Below are 18,394 nucleotides of genomic sequence, written 5' to 3' on the forward strand. Positions count from 1 at the left end.
AACGCCGGGCGACTCTTTTGGGAGTAAGATTCAAATTTATGACTCATTTGTTTTATCGACTGGTCCTGCTGCTCCTGACTGGCTACGCACCACTCGTGTTGACCCAGCCAAAACCCGCAATACGTATCGATCGGAGGGCAGTTGTTGGGCGGCATAACGTAGTGGTTACGCGTTTCGATTCCCTGCAGTCGCTATCCGTGGGCAATGGCGAATTCGCGTTTACGGTCGACCCTACCGGTTTGCAAACCTTTCCGGAGCTATACCAGAAAGGCGTGTCGCTGGGAACGCAGGCGCAGTGGGGCTGGCACAGCTTTCTGAATACGCAGCAATACCGTATCGAGGAGGTTTACAAGGACTATGCGTCGCACGGACGTACGGTGCCGTATACCTACGCCTATGCCGCTCCGGCGCGCAAAAAAGCCGTTTCAGACTGGTTTCGCGAGAATCCGCACCGGCTGCATCTAGGACAGTTGGGCTTTGGGTTGACCAATGCCGATGGTACAGCTGTCCGACCAGAAGACCTGAAAAATGTCTGGCAGGAGCTGGACCTCTGGACAGGCGAAATCCGGAGCCATTTCGAACTGAACGGCCAGCCGGTCGATGCCGTAACGGTGGCGCATCAGGACCAGGATCAGGTGGCCGTTCTCGTTCGGTCGCCTTTATTGAAAACAGGACGGATAAGCCTGAAACTCTGTTTTCCGTACGGTTCTGGTGACTGGCAGCGCGCCGACGACTGGCAAAGTCCGGACAAGCATAGCTCACAACTTAAACTGCTGAGAACATCCGGTGCGCGTATCGATCGTACGCTGGACACAACGCATTACGTCGTTCGGATGCGCTGGACTGGTCGGCCTACGCTGGCGCAACCCGAACGGCACGCGTTCGTGCTGACGCCCGATCAACAGAGCGATTCGCTGGCGGTGAGTGTTCACTTTTCCGAAAAGGCGCCCGACGAGCTACCTGAATCGGCCGCAGATACCCGTACTAACAGTTACCAGCGCTGGGAACTGTTCTGGCAGTCGGGCGGAGCCGTCGACCTGGCGGGCAGCACAGACCCACGCTCGACTGAACTCGAACGGCGGATTATTTTGTCGCAATACCTGACCAAAATCCAGTGCGCCGGGTCCATGCCCCCGCAGGAGACAGGATTGACGTATAATAGCTGGTACGGTCGGCCACATTTGGAAATGCACTGGTGGCATGCCGCTCATTTTGCCCAATGGAACCGGATTGAACTGCTTGAAAAAAGCCTGGACTGGTACCGGACGGCGCGGCACAAAGCGCGCGAGCTTGCCCAGCGGCAGGGATTTGACGGAATACGCTGGCAGAAAATGACCGATCGTGACGGCAACGAAAGTCCATCGACGGTATCGCCTTTTTTGATCTGGCAGCAACCCCATTTTCTCTACTTCGCCGAACTTTGCTACCGGCATTATCGAAACCCGACGGTGCTGGAGAAGTACAAAGACCTGGTTTTCGAAACGGCGGATTTTATGGCGTCCTATGCGTACTTCGATCCGGTCAGGAAGCGCTACGTGCTTGGTCCCGGTCTGATTCCGGCGCAGGAGCGCTTTAAACCCGAAACAACTGTCAATCCGACCTTTGAACTGGCTTACTGGCGATGGGGAATCTCCGTAGCGCAGCAGTGGCGGCAACGGCTGAGATTGGCGCGAAACCCAAAATGGGACGACGTACTGAAAAAACTCTCATCCCTTCCCGTCCAGGATGGCCTTTACCTGGCGGCCGAAAGCGCCCCGGATTCGTACACCGCCCCGGAATACATGACCGACCATCCGGCCGTGCTGGGTGCGTATGGTTTTCTGCCCGCATCCCCGCAGCTCGATGTAGCAACCATGCAGCGCACCTTCGATAAAATCATGCGTGACTGGCACTGGCCAGACACCTGGGGTTGGGACTATCCACTAACCGCCATGACGGCCGCGCGGCTGGGTCGGCCCGGGCAGGCCATTGATGCGTTATTGATGCCGGTAACGAAAAATACGTACCTACCCAACGGCCACAACTACCAGCGCGACAACCTGCGGATTTACCTGCCCGGCAATGGTGGCTTGCTAATGGCCGTTTCGATGATGTGTGCAGGTTGGGACGGGTATGCCGGCGAACCAAATCCCGGCTTTCCGAAAGACGGAAGCTGGCAGGTGCGCTGGGAAGGCTTGAACCAGATGCCGTAAAACGATAATTAACCAGGAATCCGGATCAGTTCGATCCAGGCTATATAGAGGCAAAGCGAGACACTGCACAAGATAAAACGCAAGAGGAACGACGCGGGAGAAAAGCGATCCGCTCGACTATGCAACCACAGGCAGAACAGGCCGGTGAGCAGAAACGTGACCACAGGGTTGATATGCGCTGTGTAGGCCAGCCGGAACGTATCAGTAGAACTGCCATAATACCAGTCAACAATGTCTTTCCCAATCAGCAGACTGATCGGGAAGGCAAGGACGTACACCAGGTCGGCGAGGTAAAGACCGAAAATGCTTTCGCGCAGCAGCGAATTGATGACCGTAGTGCGACTGCCTACAAACCGGGTCAACAGCCAGACCAAGCCTAATCGAAAGCCGATAAACAACAGGCTTCCCAGAATGGTCTCTTCTCGATTGACAAAAGGGTGAGCCGCACAAACCAGCGCCTTGTAGCAAAAAAAGTACTGACCGAGTTTACCAAACACGATCAGCGTAGTCAAGTTACTGAGCAGGATCGTTACGGCTGTATAGCCGAAGAAAGAGAAAATCTGTAGATAGGGATAGGGCGTTTGCCGGGTGGCGGAAAGGGTAAGCATCGAACAACAGTCTGTGTGGAAGCTGCCAATGTACGGCTCAACTAGCAGATAACAAAGGCTTTATAATAAGAGGTGACGGCCAGTGGAAAATAAATCATGGGCCGTTCGGATATAGGTTATTGCCGCCAAAACGCTACTATTATTTTGTATCTTGCCCTCAAATAAGCAACGCTATGATACCGGTTGACGAAACGATAACGCCTAAAAAAAATGCTATGACGCTCGAACAGCGTCGTCGGCGACGGCTTTTGTTAAACCAGCTCGTTTATGAGATGGAAGATGAAAAGCCGGTTTATTACGCGGGCTACCGGGAGGTATTGAATGGAACGAAGGTGCCCGAAGAAATAATGGGATCGAGTGGATTACAGAGTTTTCTTGTTGAAATTATACAGCGGTATTTATTTGCCCACCCATTCAACAGACGCTTTCGGTATTTGTCGAGTGAGGTCGGGGTGCAGCTGCGCAAGAAGAAATGGCGTGCCTGCGACATCGCTATTTATGAGCGAGAACGTCTGAAAGGATACGAGTTCACCAACAAATACATGAGCGTGGCACCCGACTATGTCATCGAGATCGATACGAAGGCTGACCTGGCCAAATACCAATATCAGCAGGCTTATTTCATCAAGAAAACCCGTGAGCTGCACGAGTTTGGTGCGAAGAAAGTGATCTGGATCTTTACGGAAAATGTACCCGTCATCTGGGAATCAGAAGCGGATGGCCCAATCATTATTCGCGACGGCTGGAACCACGACATAACGATTACGGACGGAATGACCTTTAACCTGGCTGCACTCTACGACGAAGCGCAAAAAGAATAATCAGGCCGCCATTACCATCAGTAACTCGCTGATCATCATGGCCGTGGCTCCCCAGACGCGGTGGCCTTCAATCTGGTAGAAGGGCGCGTCGATCAGGATACCCCGCACGTCGATCTGCGTATCGCCGACGATGGTTTCGTCCAGCAGATTTTCCAGGTCCACTTCTACAACGGCTTCCACTTCGCGGGGGTCGGGGTAAAAATCAGGGCGGTAGGGGAGGATGCCCACCACTGGCTGCACGTAGAAATTACTCGGCGGAATAAATAGCTCCGTCAACTGTCCCAGGACCTTCACGTCCGATATCCGAATGCCGACTTCTTCCTGTGCTTCCCGCAACGCCGTTCGGGTTAGGTTCTCGTCGATCCGCTCCATGCGACCACCCGGAAACGCCATCTGCCCCGCGTGAACACCGTCGTATTGCGGGCGCAGGATCAGCGGCAGGTAGATGGAATGCTGGTACGGGTAAAAGCAGATCAGGACTGCACTGCGTCGGGTCCGCTCGTTTGGTTTGACGGTATAACGCAGCCGGCTCGACGAGGCCATTTTACGATGGGCAAGCTCACCGGGCAGCGGTTTCTGCAAACGTTGCTGGAGGTCTTTGGCGAAGCTTTGAAACGCAGTGTCGATCATGGGGGGAGAACAAATGATGGGTGGGGTTAAGGAGTAAACTACGTTTTACGAAAAACCTCTTTTGTAAAGCTGGGCTAGTTGCTCGGCGCAGCGCTCGCCGTCCATGGCAGCCGAAACAATACCCCCGGCGTAGCCCGCGCCTTCGCCACAGGGAAAGAGCCGACGCACCTCAACGTGCTCGCAGGTATCACGGTCACGCGGGATACGTACCGGCGAGGAGGTCCGGCTTTCAACGCCAATGATCTGACCGTCGTTACTGAGATACCCGTTCATTTTTCGGCCGAAGTCGCGCAGACCCTGCCGAAGTGGCTGGGCAATATGGTCGGGCAGTACGTCGGTCATGTCGACGGAAACAAGGCCTGGCTGATAGGACGTTGGCAGCAAGGAACCCGAGACGCGACCGTCCACAAAATCGGCGATACGCTGGGCGGGTGCCGTCTGCGAACGCTGGGCGTCGGCTTCGCTGCCAATGCGGCAGGCCCAGCGTTCCAGGTCCTGCTGTAAGGCCAGACCGGCCAGCGCGCCTTCGTCGGCGTAGGGTTTCAGGTCCTGATCGGTGATGGCAACGACCAGCCCCGAATTGGCGAATTTTGAATCCCGGCGCGAGGGCGACATGCCGTTGACAACCAGTTCGCCGGGAGCCGTGGCGGCTGGCACAATGAAACCACCCGGACACATACAAAACGAGAAAACACCTCGCTCAACGCCGTTAAAACGGGTTTGCGTAACCAGACTGTATGACGCAGCAGGCAGGTAATCGCCCCGCGTTACGTCGGGCCGGTTGGGGAGGTGATACTGAAACTGATCAATCAGCGATTGCTGGTGCTCGATCCGAACACCCATCGCGAAAGGTTTGGCTTCGATCCTGACGTTACGTTCCTGGAGCAGGTAGAAAATATCCCGCGCCGAGTGGCCCGTCGCCAGAATAACGCCAATCCCCGGCAACTCATCGCCATTCGCCAGTACAACGCCTTTCAGTTCGTTATTCTCCAGCAGCAGATCAACCACTTTGGTGTCGAACCGGACTTCACCCCCCGCCTGCAGAATACTTTCGCGCAGGTCGGCTACAACGTTTGGCAATTTGTTGGTGCCAATGTGCGGGTGAGCATCAACCAGAATCTCGTCGGTGGCGCCGTGGGCCACGAAAATCTCCAGAATCCGGCGGACATCCCCTCGCTTGGTCGAACGGGTGTATAATTTTCCGTCGGAATACGTCCCCGCACCACCCTCGCCAAAGCAGTAGTTCGATTCGGGATTGACAACATGATCTTTGTTGATGGCCGCCAGATCGCGTCGGCGGGTACGCACGTCGCTGCCCCGTTCCAGCACGATGGGTTTGATACCCAGCTCAATCAACCGCAGGGCCGCAAACAAACCCGCCGGGCCTGCTCCAACGACAATAGCCTGCGGAGCATGACTGACATCGGTTTGTGGTTTCTGGTAGCTGAGCAGCGGGGGAGGAGTAATACCGACAAAAACGTCAGCATCAACGTGTACCCGAACCTGCCGTCCCCGCGCGTCAACGGACTGACGACGCTTGCGTACAACGGATGGACTATCGAGCGGTAAGTGCAACGACCGTAATGCCTGTTCGCGAAACAGGACATCGTCGTAAGCCTGCTCGGGTGTGAGCGTCAGCGAGAGAGAATGAATCATAGCGAAGACATGACCGGTGTTTATCCGGCGATGAATGACAAAAATAAGCAACTACGCCTATCAACAGCGAAAACAGTGAGAAGCTCCGTTCGGTTCGATGAAATAAGCGCGTCCGGCAATCTTGTTTACTACAGGTGACAAACTGAATTTTACCCGGGAAATATATGTCAGAGAGATGCAGGAAATAGAATAATATACTCAATTTGTTGAACAAATTCTGCTGGTTGACGTAGTTTTCTCAACATCATGATGCATATGCAAAAACGTAGTACGGCTTTCGCTTTGTTGGTTTTTATGAGCTTTTGTGCACTGGGACAGACGGCACAACCTGCCGGATCGGAAGCCCACCGGGAGCAGTTCCATTTTACTCCCAAAGCCCACTGGATGAATGACCCGAACGGGATGGTCTATTATAAAGGGAAGTATCACCTGTTCTTTCAGTATTACCCCGAGGCAACCGTCTGGGGACCCATGCACTGGGGACACGCCACGAGCAAAGACATGGTTCACTGGCGGGAGCAGCCCATCGCTTTATACCCCGATAGTCTGGGCTGGATTTTTTCGGGCAGCGTGGTCGTAGACGAGCAAAACACCAGCGGCTTTGGTAAGAACGGGCAAGTGCCGCTGATCGCTATTTTTACCCACCACAACCAGAAGCTGGAGAAGCAGAAGTCGGACAAATTTCAGTACCAGAGTATTGCCTACAGTCTGGACGAAGGAAAAACCTGGACAAAGTATGCTAGTAACCCTGTCCTGCCCAACCCCGGTATTACTGATTTTCGTGATCCTAAAGTGCGTTGGTACGGGCCGCAGAAAAAGTGGATTATGACACTGGCAACCAAAGACCGGGTGACGTTTTACTCGTCGCCGAACCTGAAGGAATGGACCAAAGAAAGCGAATTCGGAAAAGACCTCGGCGCGCACGGGGGCGTTTGGGAATGCCCGGACCTGGTGCCGCTCACGCATAATGGCAAAACCGTCTGGGCACTGCTGGTCAGTATCAACCCCGGCGGCCCCAATGGCGGCTCGGCAACGCAGTATTTCCTGGGCGACTTCGACGGTAAAACATTTACCTCAAGCTCGAAGGAAACCAAATGGATGGACTACGGACCCGACAATTACGCGGGTGTTACGTTCGCCAATACCGGTAATCGGATGATTCTGATGGGCTGGATGAGTAACTGGCAGTACGCCGATAAAGTGCCGACGGTAGCCTGGCGTAGTGCAAATACGGTCCCCCGCGAGTTTGGCCTGCAGGAGGCAAACGGAAACCTGTTCCTAACGTCAACCCCGGTGAAGGAACTGGCTGTGTTGACTGATAAAACCACCAGCCTTACGAACGTATCTGTCAACGGAGAGTATGATCTGGGCGCAAAAACGGGTGGCAACGCCCGTACGTTTAAACTGACTTTGTCTGCCCCGGCTACCAGCGATTTCTCGGTGGTGCTTGCCAACGATAAGGGCAATGAACTGGTAGTTGGTTACGACAAAAGCGAAAACGCTTATTACATCGATCGGACAAAATCGGGAAAGACAAACTTTGAAAAAGGGTTTGGCAAACGCAGCACGTCCCCCCGGCTATCGACGGCTAAAAGTATCTCGCTTACGCTGCTGGTCGATGTTGCTTCCGTCGAGCTTTTTGCGGATAGCGGCCTGAGTGTCATGACCAGCGTTTTCTTCCCGGAGGAAGACATGAGCAAACTAACGCTTCAATCAGCGTCGGGCGTGACGATCAGTAAATTGACGTACAACAGCCTGAAATCGGCGCTGGCTGAGCCGGGAAAAGAAAAAGTTGGCGCTGTGCGGTAGTTTGCCCGGCTGACCACGGCACCCACGGAATCAGCTGTGCGATCTTACTCAACCGCAAATCGAACGGGTAGCAACCAAACAGACGCGACGGGCTGGCCGCTGTGGCGCGCTGGCTCCCAGGGGGGCATTTGTTGTACCAGGCGGAGGGCCTCCCGGTCGCAGGCCGGATGCAGCCCCTGACTGATGGTAACGTGACCGATACTGCCAGTGGGCATAACGGTGAACTCTACCATAACATCGCCCTGAACACCAGCTGATCGGGCCTGCACCGGGTATTTCAGGTTATGAGCCACGTAATGCATCAGCCCCGGAACACCCGTGGGAAAATAAGCCTGCTGTTCAACCGGTACGCCTGTTTGCGTAGCTGACTCCGGTAACGTTGCCCGTGGAGGCATTAGCTTGTTTGGTTTGACTGCCTTGTAATCGGCCGTCGCGGCCATGGGAGGAAGCAATGTCCGGTCCAACTCAAGCGTGGCGTTCACCACCAGCTGATCAAGTGACTCTTTTTCGTCAGCCAGTGATTTTACTGTTGATTTATAGCCAGTGTAAACAAAAAACAGGCTGGCCGTTTTGGGAATATTGCTGAGCAAATAGAATCCATTCTGATCGGTAGTCGTACCTTTTGTCGTGTTGGCAACACCAACAACTGCCCCTGTCAACGGTTGCCCCTTACTGGTGCTGACCTTGCCTCTCACCAAGAGGAGAGAATCACTCTGTGCCAACAAAGTGGCGGGCAGGAGGTGGGCTAGCAGACCGATTATAAAGAAAGATTTCATGGTGAACCAGATTTAGTGCGTCTCGACGAACAACACAAGAAAGGGCGTAACTACGAAAAGTCGCCTGAATCTTTCGGAAACGGCACTACATTCCTCTTCGCGATCGAGTAAACATGACGTACCCGTTAATTAACGCGATGGTCGTCTATTTTACTTAAAAGCCTGATAAATCAGGCTTTTTTTATGGTAATGTAACGTGGTTGTTACTAAATGTAACGAGTGTGTTAGCAGGATTTTTTGTAATGGGGCTACTTGCATAGCCGTCGTGCATACACGTGAATGCCTGTTGGCAACCTACGTAGCCGATACGGATGGCAACGGTTGCCGCCTTATTGCTATAGGGACAGTTGTCACGGCGACCGTTGTCATGCATCCAGTGTAACAAAGTATTGCTTTTCCCTCTTTAATCATGTCTATCAACCATTTTGTTTGCCTTCTCCTGATTGGGTTACTCGTTCGGTTGTCGTCGCCTGGATGGGCGCAGGATAGCGCACTACCGTCTTCGCGTTGGGCCAACGAACTGGCTCAGCAAACGGACTCTACCCGAAAAGCTGAGATACTGCTCTTTGTGGCGAAAGACCTCGAACTCAGTAATCCAAACGGCGCGCTTGCCTACGCTCAGCATGCTCTCGATCTCGGTCAAAAGCTCAACGCCCCTAAAGTAATAGGACTGGCTGCCCTGCAGCTTTCCCGACTCCACACCACCCTCGGCAACAAAGCCAAAGCCCGGCGATTTCGCAAACGGGCTGAGGAAACGTTGCGCTCGGTTGATTTGATGGCTGAGTTGAACCGGCTCGAAACCCAGAAAGTACAGGCTGAAGAAACTGCCGCCAGCTCACAGCAGGCCGTTAGTGCGTTGAGTTCTGAGACCCAGCAAAAACAAACGCTTTTAACTCAACAGGGCCAGCAACTCTCGCTCCGGGCGCAGCAACTTCAACGGCAGGGTAAGCTCATGGGTCAGAAAGACCAGCTCATCGGGCAAAAAGACCGATTGATTGGTCAGAAAGATTCGATACTGACCATGCGGGAGTTGATCCTGCGGTCACAGCAGGATCAACTTCAGATTCTTGAACAGGAGAAAGCCCTCAAAGCCGCCGAAGTTGAGCATGAACGTACCATTCGGAATGCCCTGCTGGTGGGAGCCGGCCTGCTGGTAGCACTGGCAGCGCTGCTCTGGCGACTCATTATCAATAAGCAACGCGCTAACCGAGAACTGGGTCAAAAAAACACCCAGCTCGATCTGGCCCGCAAACGCTCCGACGAACTGCTGCTCAACATCCTGCCCGGTGAACTGGTTGACGAGCTGAAGATTCAGGGTATCACCCGTACCCGGCACCACGAGGAGGTGACGATCATGTTTACCGATTTCCGCGACTTCACCAAAATCAGTGAACAACTCTCGCCGGTCGATCTGGTGCAGGAGATCGACTACTGCTTCCGCCACTTCGATTACATCATCGGTAAGTACCCCAGCCTCGAAAAAATCAAGACCATCGGTGACGCCTACCTGTGCGCGGGCGGGTTACCCGCGGCTCACCCCGATCATGCCCACGAGATGGTGGCAGCTGCCCTGGAAATCCGGGACTTTATCGGCGAACTCGAAGCCCAGCGCGCCCGCGAGGGCAAAATCGGTTTTCAAATTCGGATTGGCATTCATACCGGGCCGGTGATTGCGGGGGTAGTGGGTGCTACCAAGTTTGCCTACGATATCTGGGGCGATACGGTCAACACGGCGGCCCGGCTCGAATCAGCCAGTGAGCCGGGGCAGATTAATATCTCCGGTGCCACCTACGAGCGGGTGCAGACAGGGTTTAACTGCCGACATCGGGGCGAAATAGCCACTAAGAATAAAGCCAATATGAGTATGTATTTTGTTGACAGTCAGTACGATAAACTTTTGAGCGTTGTAGGGAGTTAATCGACGTTTTTCTATGAGACTTACAATTGAACCGTTGGCTAACGCCCACCATAAAGATCAGCTACTAACGAATCTGCATCGTATTTTCGGTGAGTTTGATACGACTATGCTTGCCCTGCTCGAACCCATGCTGCAATGGGTGGAGATCAGTGGGGGGGAGGTGTTGTTCCGGCAATACGAACCCGGCGACTGTTTGTATTTCGTTATCAGCGGCCGGTTGCAGGCGTATACAACCGATGAACAGGGCAACCATCAGGTAATGGGTGAGATCATCCGGGGCGAAACCGTGGGTGAGATGGCTATGTTTACGGGTGACCCACGTAGCGCAACCATTATAGCACTACGCGACAGCGTGTTGGTGAAATTATCCCAAAAAGCTTTTGAGCAGATAGTTGCCGCCTACCCCACTGTATCCGTAAACGTAACCAAACTCATCATTAACCGGCTTCGCACCTCACAGGAGCAGCCCAAAGCCGCCGGGTCAGACGTGACCTCGCGGCTGACCCGGTCGCACCCGGCTAAGAAACCCGTTAATATCTGTGTGCTGGCGCTGCACGATGACCCGGCCGATTCCATCAGCCCGGCCACGCGGTTGGTAAGCGAACTATCGCCCCTGTTACGCCAAAAAGGAACCACCTTTGTGGTGTCGAGCGCCGAGGTAAACGAAGTCTTCAACCAGCCTGATTTTGCCCAGGTCGACAAAGAGAATCCGGTGGCCTACCGGCAGCTTAGTCAATGGCTCGACGACCAGGAATCGCAGCATGAATTTATGCTGTACATTGCGGACCCGCTCCGGGCAGACCAGTCGGGAAATGGCCTTCCGGTTCTCTCGGAGTGGACGCGCCGGTGTTTGCGGCAGGCTGACGAAATTCTGCTGCTGGCCGATGCTACCCAGCCACCCGACCTGACGCTCGTCGAAAAGCACTACCTGATGAATGAACCGTGGACGGGCGCTCCGCACACACTGCTGTTGCTGCATCCGCCCCAAACGACCCATCCGCGCCATACGGTTCACTGGCTGGCCCCGCGTCCGGCGGTGAAGCGGCATTACCACCTGCGCTCCGGACTGAAGCGCGATATGGCCCGGTTTGCCCGCATCCTGAGCGGCACCTCCGTGGGGCTGGTACTGGCCGGTGGCGGGGCCAAAGGCTTCGCTCACATTGGTGTTCTGCGGGCGTTACAGGAGTGGGATATTCCGGTTGATGTTGTCGGTGGAACGAGCGTGGGAGGGTTGGTAGCCGCTACGTTCTCGTTTGACGAGGCCATCGAACCCACCACCTGGCACCTCCGCAAAGCGGCCCATTTCAACCCTACTAAAGACTATAACGTTCTGCCGTTTATTTCACTCATTCGGGGCCGACGCATCGAGCAGATGATTCAGACCTGCATCAGCGATTTCACCGGTAACCCGACCCCCTACATTGAAGATAGCTGGCTAACTTTTTTTGCCCTGTCGAGTAACTATACCCGCGCCCGTGAGGAAATTCACACGCGGGGCCCCATGCTCAAATACCTGCTGGCGACTTCGGCCATTCCGGGGGTGTTTCCACCCGTAATCGACGGCGATGACCTGCTCGTGGACGGTGGCTCATTCAACAATTTTCCCGCCGATGTGATGAGCCGGTTCGGGGTGGGCAAGGTTATCGGCGTAGACCTGAGCATCGACAAACCCCGCAAGCTGACCATGGAGCAGATTCCCAGCCCGACGAGCCTGCTCCGGGATCGGTTTCGGGCTAAACGACAACGCAAATACCGACTCCCTTCGCTCTTGTCGCTCATGCTCAATGCGACCCTACTGTACAGCAGCGCCCGACGCAACGAAAATATCCAGCATACTGATCTGTATTTTAACCCCGACGTGAGCCGTTACGGTATCATGAACTGGACCTCGTACGACCATATCGTGCAGAAAGGCTACGAACACGCTGTAGAGGTGCTCAACGGACTCCATCCCGATGAACTTGCCCGGTTACGGGCGTAAGTAACCGCATTGATGCAAACCCAACTTGCCTGCCAGTTTATGCTGGACACCCTGACCGCACACCTGTCTCCCCGGCTTACCTACCATAGCGTTTACCATACGCAGGACGTAATGAGGCAGGCCGACCGGATCGCCCGGGCCGAAGGAATTACTGACCCTGATCTGCTGCACCTGCTCCAAACGGCAGCCTGCTATCATGATGCCGGATTTCTGAACGCGTATGCCGAACACGAGGCCGAAAGCTGCCGACTTGCCACGCTGCACCTGCCTACGTTTGGTTACGCGCCTGCTCAGGTTGCTCAGGTTTGCCAGCTTATCCGGTCGACCCGGCTTCCACAGGCGCCCACTACCTTACCCGAAGCTATTCTGTGCGATGCGGACCTAGACTATCTCGGACGCGATGACTACGCGCGGATCAGTCATTTGCTCCTGTCGGAGTGGCTTACCTATGGCTACCTGGCCGACCCCGCCAACTGGGTTTCCATTCAGCGGTCATTCCTGGGCAGTCACCGGTATTTCACCGCAAGTAATGACTATCTCCGCGAACCCGGCAAACGGCGAACGTTGGCTACCCTGTGAATCCGGGTGCTTCCCATGTCTGCTTGATAGTGGAACTTCCATTAATCCTGGGATTGAGTAAAGAAATATCTAACCTCTGCAATTAATTTAGTTATACTTGCAGAGGTTAGATAGTAGCTTTTAGTATGAAAAAATTAATATGTATACAGGTAATACTTGTTTTAATTGTAAATTCGTTTGTTTGTGCGCAAGGTGATATAAGAGTTAGAATAAAAGATGATAAAACGCAGAAGGAAATACCCTATGCTTATATTTATAAAAAAGGCCAACCTGTAGGCTATTCAGATTCAACAGGAGTTTTTTCAGCCAACTTCTCTTCTATAAATTTAGAAAAAGATTCTCTCTTTTTTTCGTGTGTTGGTTATGTTAGAGTTGGATATCCCATAAGTAGGATTATTAAAGATCCTGACATTTATATGAATGCAAAAGTTGATACACTACAAGAAATAACTGTGAGGGTAATACCCAATAGAAAAGAAACAGTAATAGGGCCTAATAAACGAATAGCTAGCTCGACCGATTTTTGTAATGATTCATCTTGGGGTATGATTTTTGCAAATTACCTTAGCTTCTCCGATACTCTCAACGCTGTTACTATTACTAAGATAACGTGAATTATGGATAACTCCCCATTTAACTGACTGATAGTAAGTACATAGTGAGCAAGTGATAGCGAGATTTGCACTGCCAAGTAACAAAACTCAATCACCTGCTCCTATGCTTCGCGAAGATAAGGCCCTTAAACTAATTGAGATCTTCATCACCTGTGATGATTTTTGCAATGTCCTGACCCAGTGGCAAATGCAGCAAGGCACCTTGCCCACTATTCGACAGGGCGAGTTAACCGACAGTGAGATGTTAGCGATCACAATCTTCTATCATCATTCAGGGGCCAAATGCTTTCAGTACTATTACCAAGACTGGGTAGAGGCTCAACTAAGGAGTTATTTTCCCAAGTTGATCAGTTACGAGCGATTCGTGGCCCGTATGCCTCGCTTACTACCTGGACTTTTTGTACTCTTAAAATGGCTTTGTGCCCAAGGCCAGCGAACCGGCTTCTACATTGTCGATAGTAAACCGCTGACCGTCTGTGATAACCATCGCATCCAGGCCAATAAGGTCTTTGCTGGCCTGGCCGCCCGTGGGAAGTCCTCTATGGGCTGGTTCTTTGGGCTAAAAGCGCATTTAGTCATTAATCAGTACGGCGAGTTAATCAATTTTATCATTACGCCTGGTAATGTCTCGGACAACAACGCCAGCTTATTGCCAGAGCTACTGGCGGATTTGCAGGGACAGTGCTTTGGCGACCGGGGGTATTTGACTAAACTGTTTGCCGAGTTTTACCAGCGAGGTCTTCATTTAGTAACCAAGCTTCGACGCCGGATGAAGAACACCTTGATGCCCTTGAGTGATAAACTCAACTTACGCAAGCGCGGCTTAATCGAATCGGTCAATGCCTTGCTAACATCGGTCTTCGACCTCGAACACACTCGCCATCGGAGTGCGCTTAATAGCCAGATCAATGTCTTGGCAGGTTTGATCGCTTATTGTTTTCATGACCGTAAGCCATCTATTGTGATCCCAGTTCAAAAACGCATTTATCCATAATTCACGTTAAGATAGAAGTCTTTGTGAGTAAAAAAGGTAATTCGCCTATGAGATTGAGGATTCTAGAGGAAAACAAATTGGCAAAGTCATTACAGCCGGGAAAAGATATAACGCCAACCTCGTTATTGTTCAAGCCAAGTAAAAAAGGGTGGAATACATTTGTTTTTGATAGCCCGATTTATGTGCCCAAAAATAAATTTTTTGTCGGTATAGAAATAATTAAAGAAATGGGTGCAGACAAAGGTGAAAATGGAAAGCAATGTATTGGGTTTACTAAATCTGACTTTACTAGCTTTTTAGGTTCAGATGTACTTTCAAGGTGGACCAATACAAAAGTTGTTTTTAATGGAGAATCGCCAATGATACGTGCCTATATTTTACAATGATTTAAATTATTGTAAAACATGATACAAATAGCTATTGCTCTAAAGAAAATTGACCGAATCTCATGAAAATATATACGAAGAATTATTTTATTGAAATTCATGCTTTACAAAAGAAAGCCATAAAATTCTTGAAATAACTCTGAAGCAGTAAATTTTTATCCAGTTCATCTTGACGAATCAATAAAGCCGCACCAACTCGTCGAACAGCCGGTCCAATGTTTCGCCCGCGTCAGCGCAAAGGCCGGGGTGAACGGGGGAGGTCTGAACAACGGTGCTGCGGGCGGCTGTCAGCCAGCGAAACCGGGACGCTACGGCGAGTTGCCCAATGGCCCCGCCCGTTGCCCGCCCGGCGCAGATACGTTCGAAGGCCTGTAGTCGTTCGGTTAGTTCAGTGATGTCAATCTTGCCCGCGAACGCACGCAGCCTGTCCTCATTCAGCTCAAATCTGGTTTTTAGAAACCCCTGCGAAGCGCAGTACAGAATGACGCCGACGTTGAGAAACTCTCCCCGTTCGACGCGCGGCATTACGCGGATAACGGCGTACTCAAACAAGTGCTTTTCGGGCATGCTGGGCTTCATGAACAAAAACGTCGGACGTAGCGATTCGGGTAGTTAAGAAATTGACGTAGATCTGCCGCAGCTCGTCGGGCGACCAGTCGAGGTTGTCGGTAAGCCAGTCGTCGGGGACGGTCGATACTATGGCTTCAATACGCTCGAGTGTCAGGATCTGCTTCGCCAGAGCGTCGGCGGCTTCCAGTTCCGAGGCTCTTGGCAGCAGCACATGGTCTTTGACCTGCACAAACGGGCGTTTGCTCTGTTCTTCCCAGTTCATGCCCGAATGATGAAAATACAGTGAGGCACCGTGGTCAATAAGCCAAAGCTCTTTATGCCAGATCAGCATATTGGTGTTCCGTACCGTCCGGTCGACGTTGGTAACCAGGCAGTCGAGCCAGACGATCATTGAGGCCGTTTTCGGATCAACGGTCGTGATCAGCGGGTCGAACGTAATGGCGCCGGACAGGTAATGCAGGGCGAGGTTCAACCCTTCGCTGGCGCGTAATAAATCCTGAATTTCTTCGTCGGGCTCAGTACGGCCAAAGGCTTCGTCCAGTTGAGCAAACACCAGTTCGGGCAGCCGCAGGCCGAGCGCGCGGGCAATCTCCCCGGCAATCAGTTCGGCAACGAGGGCTTTGGTGCCCTGACCTGCCCCGCGAAATTTAAGGACATACAAAAAATCGTCGTCGGCTTCCACCAGCGCAGGCAGCGAGCCGCCTTCGCGCAGGGGCGTTACGTAACGAACGACGTTGACAGTTCGGAGTTGCGGTTGCAGATCTATCACGGCGTTTATATACAGAAAAGCAGCCTGTCCGGCGAAATTAGGGCTAATTTTTGACAGGATGGACTGCTTTACCCAACGGCTTAGCTGGTAGCGTTGTTCTGCTTTCCTGATGTTATCGTCGGGAAAGCCGGTTGATAAGGACATTAATCGAGTCAATGCCAGTCTGATACGTTTCTTTGTTTGTGGCAAGTACGTACCTGTCAGGCAGCAAGGTCCAAACATAAAAATCCCCGCTGAGGGTAGTGCAGCGGGGATTCTTGTAATTGGGTTGAGTCGGCAGCGTCAGGAAATCGGTTCGGACGAACTGTCGGCTGCAGGCTTGTTCAACGGGCGGACTACCTTGCTGACTAATTTTCCAGAGCTGTCGTACTCGATTTGGTACTCAAATTTCTTGGATCGGAACCGGTTTCCACCAGCGGGTTTAAGCTGGACCGGTTCGCCGTCAATAAAGATGCGAAGGGGTGAATTTCGGTAGTGAGACATACTAGTTCAGATAAGCTACACCAGTCAGACTCGTGTAGATTTTTATGGATAAAGCATAGGACAATACAAGAAAGACAACCATCGGACTAATCAATAGTTACCTTTTCTGATAAAAGAACGTGACAAATAGGGTTAAAATCTAGTTAGAAAGCAAAAAAGATAAAAAAAGAAGGGCACTAAGAGCAGGATTGTTACGATAAAGAGAGATAGTTTACTTTTAAGAAGACACTTGGCGTAAATGACTGACTGATTACAATAAGGCCATTCGCCGGATGGCGCAAAAAATAACAAGCCTACTCGTTTGGAGTTAACCCCCTATGCAACCAGCAAATACGACCCCGCAACGGAAGATCGACTCCTACGAGTCACCAGATTTTTACGCTCTCGACGATTTGCTCACGGCTGAGCACAAACTCGTTCGGACTGCCGCGCGTGATTTTGTTAAACGCGAAATTACGCCGATCATCGAAGACCATGCCCTGCGGTCCGAATTTCCGGCCCAGCTGGTCGCCAAACTTGGTAAGATAGGTGCTTTTGGCCCAACCATTCCCACAAAACATGGGGGCGGAGGACTCGATCAGGTTTCTTACGGATTGATGCTGCAAGAGATCGAACGGGGTGATTCAGGAATTCGGTCCTGCGTATCGGTGCAAAGCTCGCTGGTGATGTACCCAATCAATGAATTCGGCTCCGACGAACAGAAAGAAAAATACCTTCCCCGGCTGGCCAGTGGGGAACTACTGGGTTGCTTTGGCCTGACTGAAGCTAACCACGGCTCTGATCCGGGGGGTATGGAAACTAACTTCATTGAACGCAGCGACTATTACCTGCTCAATGGTTCCAAACTCTGGATCACCAACGCGCCTATTGCCGACATAGCTATTGTCTGGGCGAAAAATGATCAGGGTAAAATTCGGGCACTAATTCTGGAGCAGGGAATGGAGGGATTTACGGCTAACGAAATTGATAAGAAATGGTCGTTACGCACCAGCGCCATTGGTGAACTGACCTTTCGGGATGTACGTGTGCCCAAAGAAAACCTTATTCCCGAAGCATTGGGATTAAAAACAGCGCTGCAATGTCTGGATCAGGCCCGGTACGGAATTGCCTGGGGGGCGCTGGGTATTGCGATGGAATGTTACGAAGTCTCCCGGCGTTATGCGGCTGAGCGAATTCAGTTCGACAAACCCATCGCCAGTTTTCAACTGGTGCAGGAAAAATTAGCCGGGATGCTGACCGACATTACGCAGGCGCAACTGCTCTGCTGGCGGCTGGGAATGCTGAAAAACGAAGACCGGGCAACGACCGCCCAGATTTCGCTGGCGAAACGGAATAATATCAATGTAGCGCAGCGAGCCGCACAGGCCGCCCGCCAGATTCTGGGGGGCATCGGCATCACCGGAGACTACCCGATTATGCGCCATCTGATGAACCTGGAATCGGTTAGTACGTACGAAGGTACCAACGACGTGCACCTGCTGATTCTGGGCGCTTACATTACAGGGATCCCGGCCTATAAGTAGTACGCAGTCGACATAAAACCGCCCTGATTTTATTATGTTTATGACTTAATTTAACTGCCTGCTCTGGCAAACTACCACCGTACAC

Annotated in this window: 16 protein-coding genes; 10 read left to right on the forward strand and 6 right to left on the reverse strand. The window is 52.3% G+C overall.

Annotation, left to right across the window (positions count from 1 at the left end):
- Window positions 1–38: 38 nt before the first annotated feature.
- On the forward strand, window positions 39–2,192 hold the full coding sequence (locus HU175_RS11220; RefSeq protein WP_176566686.1) for a hypothetical protein: 2,154 nt from the start codon (window positions 39–41) through the stop codon (window positions 2,190–2,192).
- Between the two features lie 8 nt (window positions 2,193–2,200).
- Here HU175_RS11220 and HU175_RS11225 read toward each other — a convergent pair whose 3' ends face one another.
- Entirely contained in the window at window positions 2,201–2,800 is a 600-nt protein-coding gene (locus tag HU175_RS11225; protein ID WP_176566687.1) for a hypothetical protein, read from the reverse strand.
- Window positions 2,801–2,973: 173 nt separating this feature from the next.
- On the opposite strand from HU175_RS11225, the gene HU175_RS11230 reads away from it, so the two are divergent.
- The gene (locus HU175_RS11230; protein WP_176566688.1) at window positions 2,974–3,621 is read left to right on the forward strand and encodes a Uma2 family endonuclease; all 648 of its coding nucleotides are present in this window, start codon (window positions 2,974–2,976) and stop codon (window positions 3,619–3,621) included.
- Here the strand turns inward: HU175_RS11230 and HU175_RS11235 are convergent, their stop codons facing one another.
- Entirely contained in the window at window positions 3,622–4,251 is a 630-nt protein-coding gene (locus tag HU175_RS11235) for an NUDIX hydrolase (RefSeq protein ID WP_176566689.1), read from the reverse strand.
- A 45-nt stretch (window positions 4,252–4,296) separates the two neighbouring features.
- Window positions 4,297–5,907, reverse strand: a complete 1,611-nt coding sequence (locus tag HU175_RS11240; protein ID WP_176566690.1) for an NAD(P)/FAD-dependent oxidoreductase — start codon at window positions 5,905–5,907, stop codon at window positions 4,297–4,299.
- A 255-nt stretch (window positions 5,908–6,162) separates the two neighbouring features.
- Here HU175_RS11240 and HU175_RS11245 point away from each other — a divergent pair, with 255 nt between their 5' ends.
- Entirely contained in the window at window positions 6,163–7,716 is a 1,554-nt protein-coding gene (locus HU175_RS11245; protein WP_176566691.1) for a glycoside hydrolase family 32 protein, read from the forward strand.
- 44 nt (window positions 7,717–7,760) lie between these two features.
- Here HU175_RS11245 and HU175_RS11250 read toward each other — a convergent pair whose 3' ends face one another.
- Window positions 7,761–8,492, reverse strand: a complete 732-nt coding sequence (locus tag HU175_RS11250; protein WP_176566692.1) for a TonB family protein — start codon at window positions 8,490–8,492, stop codon at window positions 7,761–7,763.
- Between the two features lie 409 nt (window positions 8,493–8,901).
- Here HU175_RS11250 and HU175_RS11255 point away from each other — a divergent pair, with 409 nt between their 5' ends.
- The 6 genes from HU175_RS11255 (at window position 8,902) to HU175_RS11280 (ending at window position 14,964) form a co-directional block, all read left to right on the forward strand.
- Window positions 8,902–10,410: an adenylate/guanylate cyclase domain-containing protein gene (locus HU175_RS11255; RefSeq protein ID WP_176566693.1), complete on the forward strand. Its 1,509-nt coding sequence runs from the start codon at window positions 8,902–8,904 to the stop codon at window positions 10,408–10,410.
- Window positions 10,411–10,423: 13 nt separating this feature from the next.
- Window positions 10,424–12,391: a patatin-like phospholipase family protein gene (locus HU175_RS11260; RefSeq protein WP_176566694.1), complete on the forward strand. Its 1,968-nt coding sequence runs from the start codon at window positions 10,424–10,426 to the stop codon at window positions 12,389–12,391.
- Between the two features lie 12 nt (window positions 12,392–12,403).
- Window positions 12,404–12,970 carry an HD domain-containing protein gene (locus tag HU175_RS11265; RefSeq protein ID WP_176566695.1) on the forward strand — a complete coding sequence of 189 codons (567 nt, stop codon included), beginning with the start codon at window positions 12,404–12,406 and terminating at the stop codon, window positions 12,968–12,970.
- Between the two features lie 125 nt (window positions 12,971–13,095).
- Window positions 13,096–13,584, forward strand: coding sequence for a hypothetical protein (locus HU175_RS11270; protein WP_176566696.1), 489 nt, complete (start codon window positions 13,096–13,098; stop codon window positions 13,582–13,584).
- Between the two features lie 103 nt (window positions 13,585–13,687).
- On the forward strand, window positions 13,688–14,578 hold the full coding sequence (locus HU175_RS11275) for an IS982 family transposase (RefSeq protein ID WP_176566697.1): 891 nt from the start codon (window positions 13,688–13,690) through the stop codon (window positions 14,576–14,578).
- Window positions 14,579–14,655: 77 nt separating this feature from the next.
- Window positions 14,656–14,964: a hypothetical protein gene (locus HU175_RS11280; RefSeq protein ID WP_176566698.1), complete on the forward strand. Its 309-nt coding sequence runs from the start codon at window positions 14,656–14,658 to the stop codon at window positions 14,962–14,964.
- A gap of 177 nt (window positions 14,965–15,141) precedes the next feature.
- On the opposite strand, the gene HU175_RS11285 is transcribed toward HU175_RS11280, so the two are convergent.
- On the reverse strand, window positions 15,142–15,531 hold the full coding sequence (locus HU175_RS11285; protein WP_176569191.1) for a DUF3037 domain-containing protein: 390 nt from the start codon (window positions 15,529–15,531) through the stop codon (window positions 15,142–15,144).
- Entirely contained in the window at window positions 15,509–16,300 is a 792-nt protein-coding gene (locus tag HU175_RS11290) for a HipA family kinase (protein ID WP_410528601.1), read from the reverse strand. Before HU175_RS11290 ends, HU175_RS11285 begins: the two co-directional genes overlap by 23 nt.
- An 803-nt stretch (window positions 16,301–17,103) precedes the next feature.
- Here HU175_RS11290 and HU175_RS11295 point away from each other — a divergent pair.
- A complete protein-coding gene (locus HU175_RS11295) occupies window positions 17,104–18,309 on the forward strand; it encodes an acyl-CoA dehydrogenase family protein (protein WP_176566699.1) in 1,206 nt (401 codons plus the stop codon).
- The last annotated feature ends 85 nt before the right edge of the window (window positions 18,310–18,394 follow it).

The organism is Spirosoma sp. KUDC1026, from assembly GCF_013375035.1.
GTDB lineage: Bacteria > Bacteroidota > Bacteroidia > Cytophagales > Spirosomataceae > Spirosoma.

What these genes read in the sequence shown, in the direction of transcription:
- HU175_RS11220 (WP_176566686.1), top strand. Translation starts at nt 39, where the DNA reads ATGACTCATTTGTTTTATCGACTGGTCCTGCTGCTCCTGACTGGCTAC.
- HU175_RS11225 (WP_176566687.1), bottom strand. Translation starts at nt 2,800, where the DNA reads ATGCTTACCCTTTCCGCCACCCGGCAAACGCCCTATCCCTATCTACAG.
- HU175_RS11230 (WP_176566688.1), top strand. Translation starts at nt 2,974, where the DNA reads ATGATACCGGTTGACGAAACGATAACGCCTAAAAAAAATGCTATGACG.
- HU175_RS11235 (WP_176566689.1), bottom strand. Translation starts at nt 4,251, where the DNA reads ATGATCGACACTGCGTTTCAAAGCTTCGCCAAAGACCTCCAGCAACGT.
- HU175_RS11240 (WP_176566690.1), bottom strand. Translation starts at nt 5,907, where the DNA reads ATGATTCATTCTCTCTCGCTGACGCTCACACCCGAGCAGGCTTACGAC.
- HU175_RS11245 (WP_176566691.1), top strand. Translation starts at nt 6,163, where the DNA reads ATGCAAAAACGTAGTACGGCTTTCGCTTTGTTGGTTTTTATGAGCTTT.
- HU175_RS11250 (WP_176566692.1), bottom strand. Translation starts at nt 8,492, where the DNA reads ATGAAATCTTTCTTTATAATCGGTCTGCTAGCCCACCTCCTGCCCGCC.
- HU175_RS11255 (WP_176566693.1), top strand. Translation starts at nt 8,902, where the DNA reads ATGTCTATCAACCATTTTGTTTGCCTTCTCCTGATTGGGTTACTCGTT.
- HU175_RS11260 (WP_176566694.1), top strand. Translation starts at nt 10,424, where the DNA reads ATGAGACTTACAATTGAACCGTTGGCTAACGCCCACCATAAAGATCAG.
- HU175_RS11265 (WP_176566695.1), top strand. Translation starts at nt 12,404, where the DNA reads ATGCAAACCCAACTTGCCTGCCAGTTTATGCTGGACACCCTGACCGCA.
- HU175_RS11270 (WP_176566696.1), top strand. Translation starts at nt 13,096, where the DNA reads ATGAAAAAATTAATATGTATACAGGTAATACTTGTTTTAATTGTAAAT.
- HU175_RS11275 (WP_176566697.1), top strand. Translation starts at nt 13,688, where the DNA reads ATGCTTCGCGAAGATAAGGCCCTTAAACTAATTGAGATCTTCATCACC.
- HU175_RS11285 (WP_176569191.1), bottom strand. Translation starts at nt 15,531, where the DNA reads ATGCCCGAAAAGCACTTGTTTGAGTACGCCGTTATCCGCGTAATGCCG.
- HU175_RS11295 (WP_176566699.1), top strand. Translation starts at nt 17,104, where the DNA reads ATGCAACCAGCAAATACGACCCCGCAACGGAAGATCGACTCCTACGAG.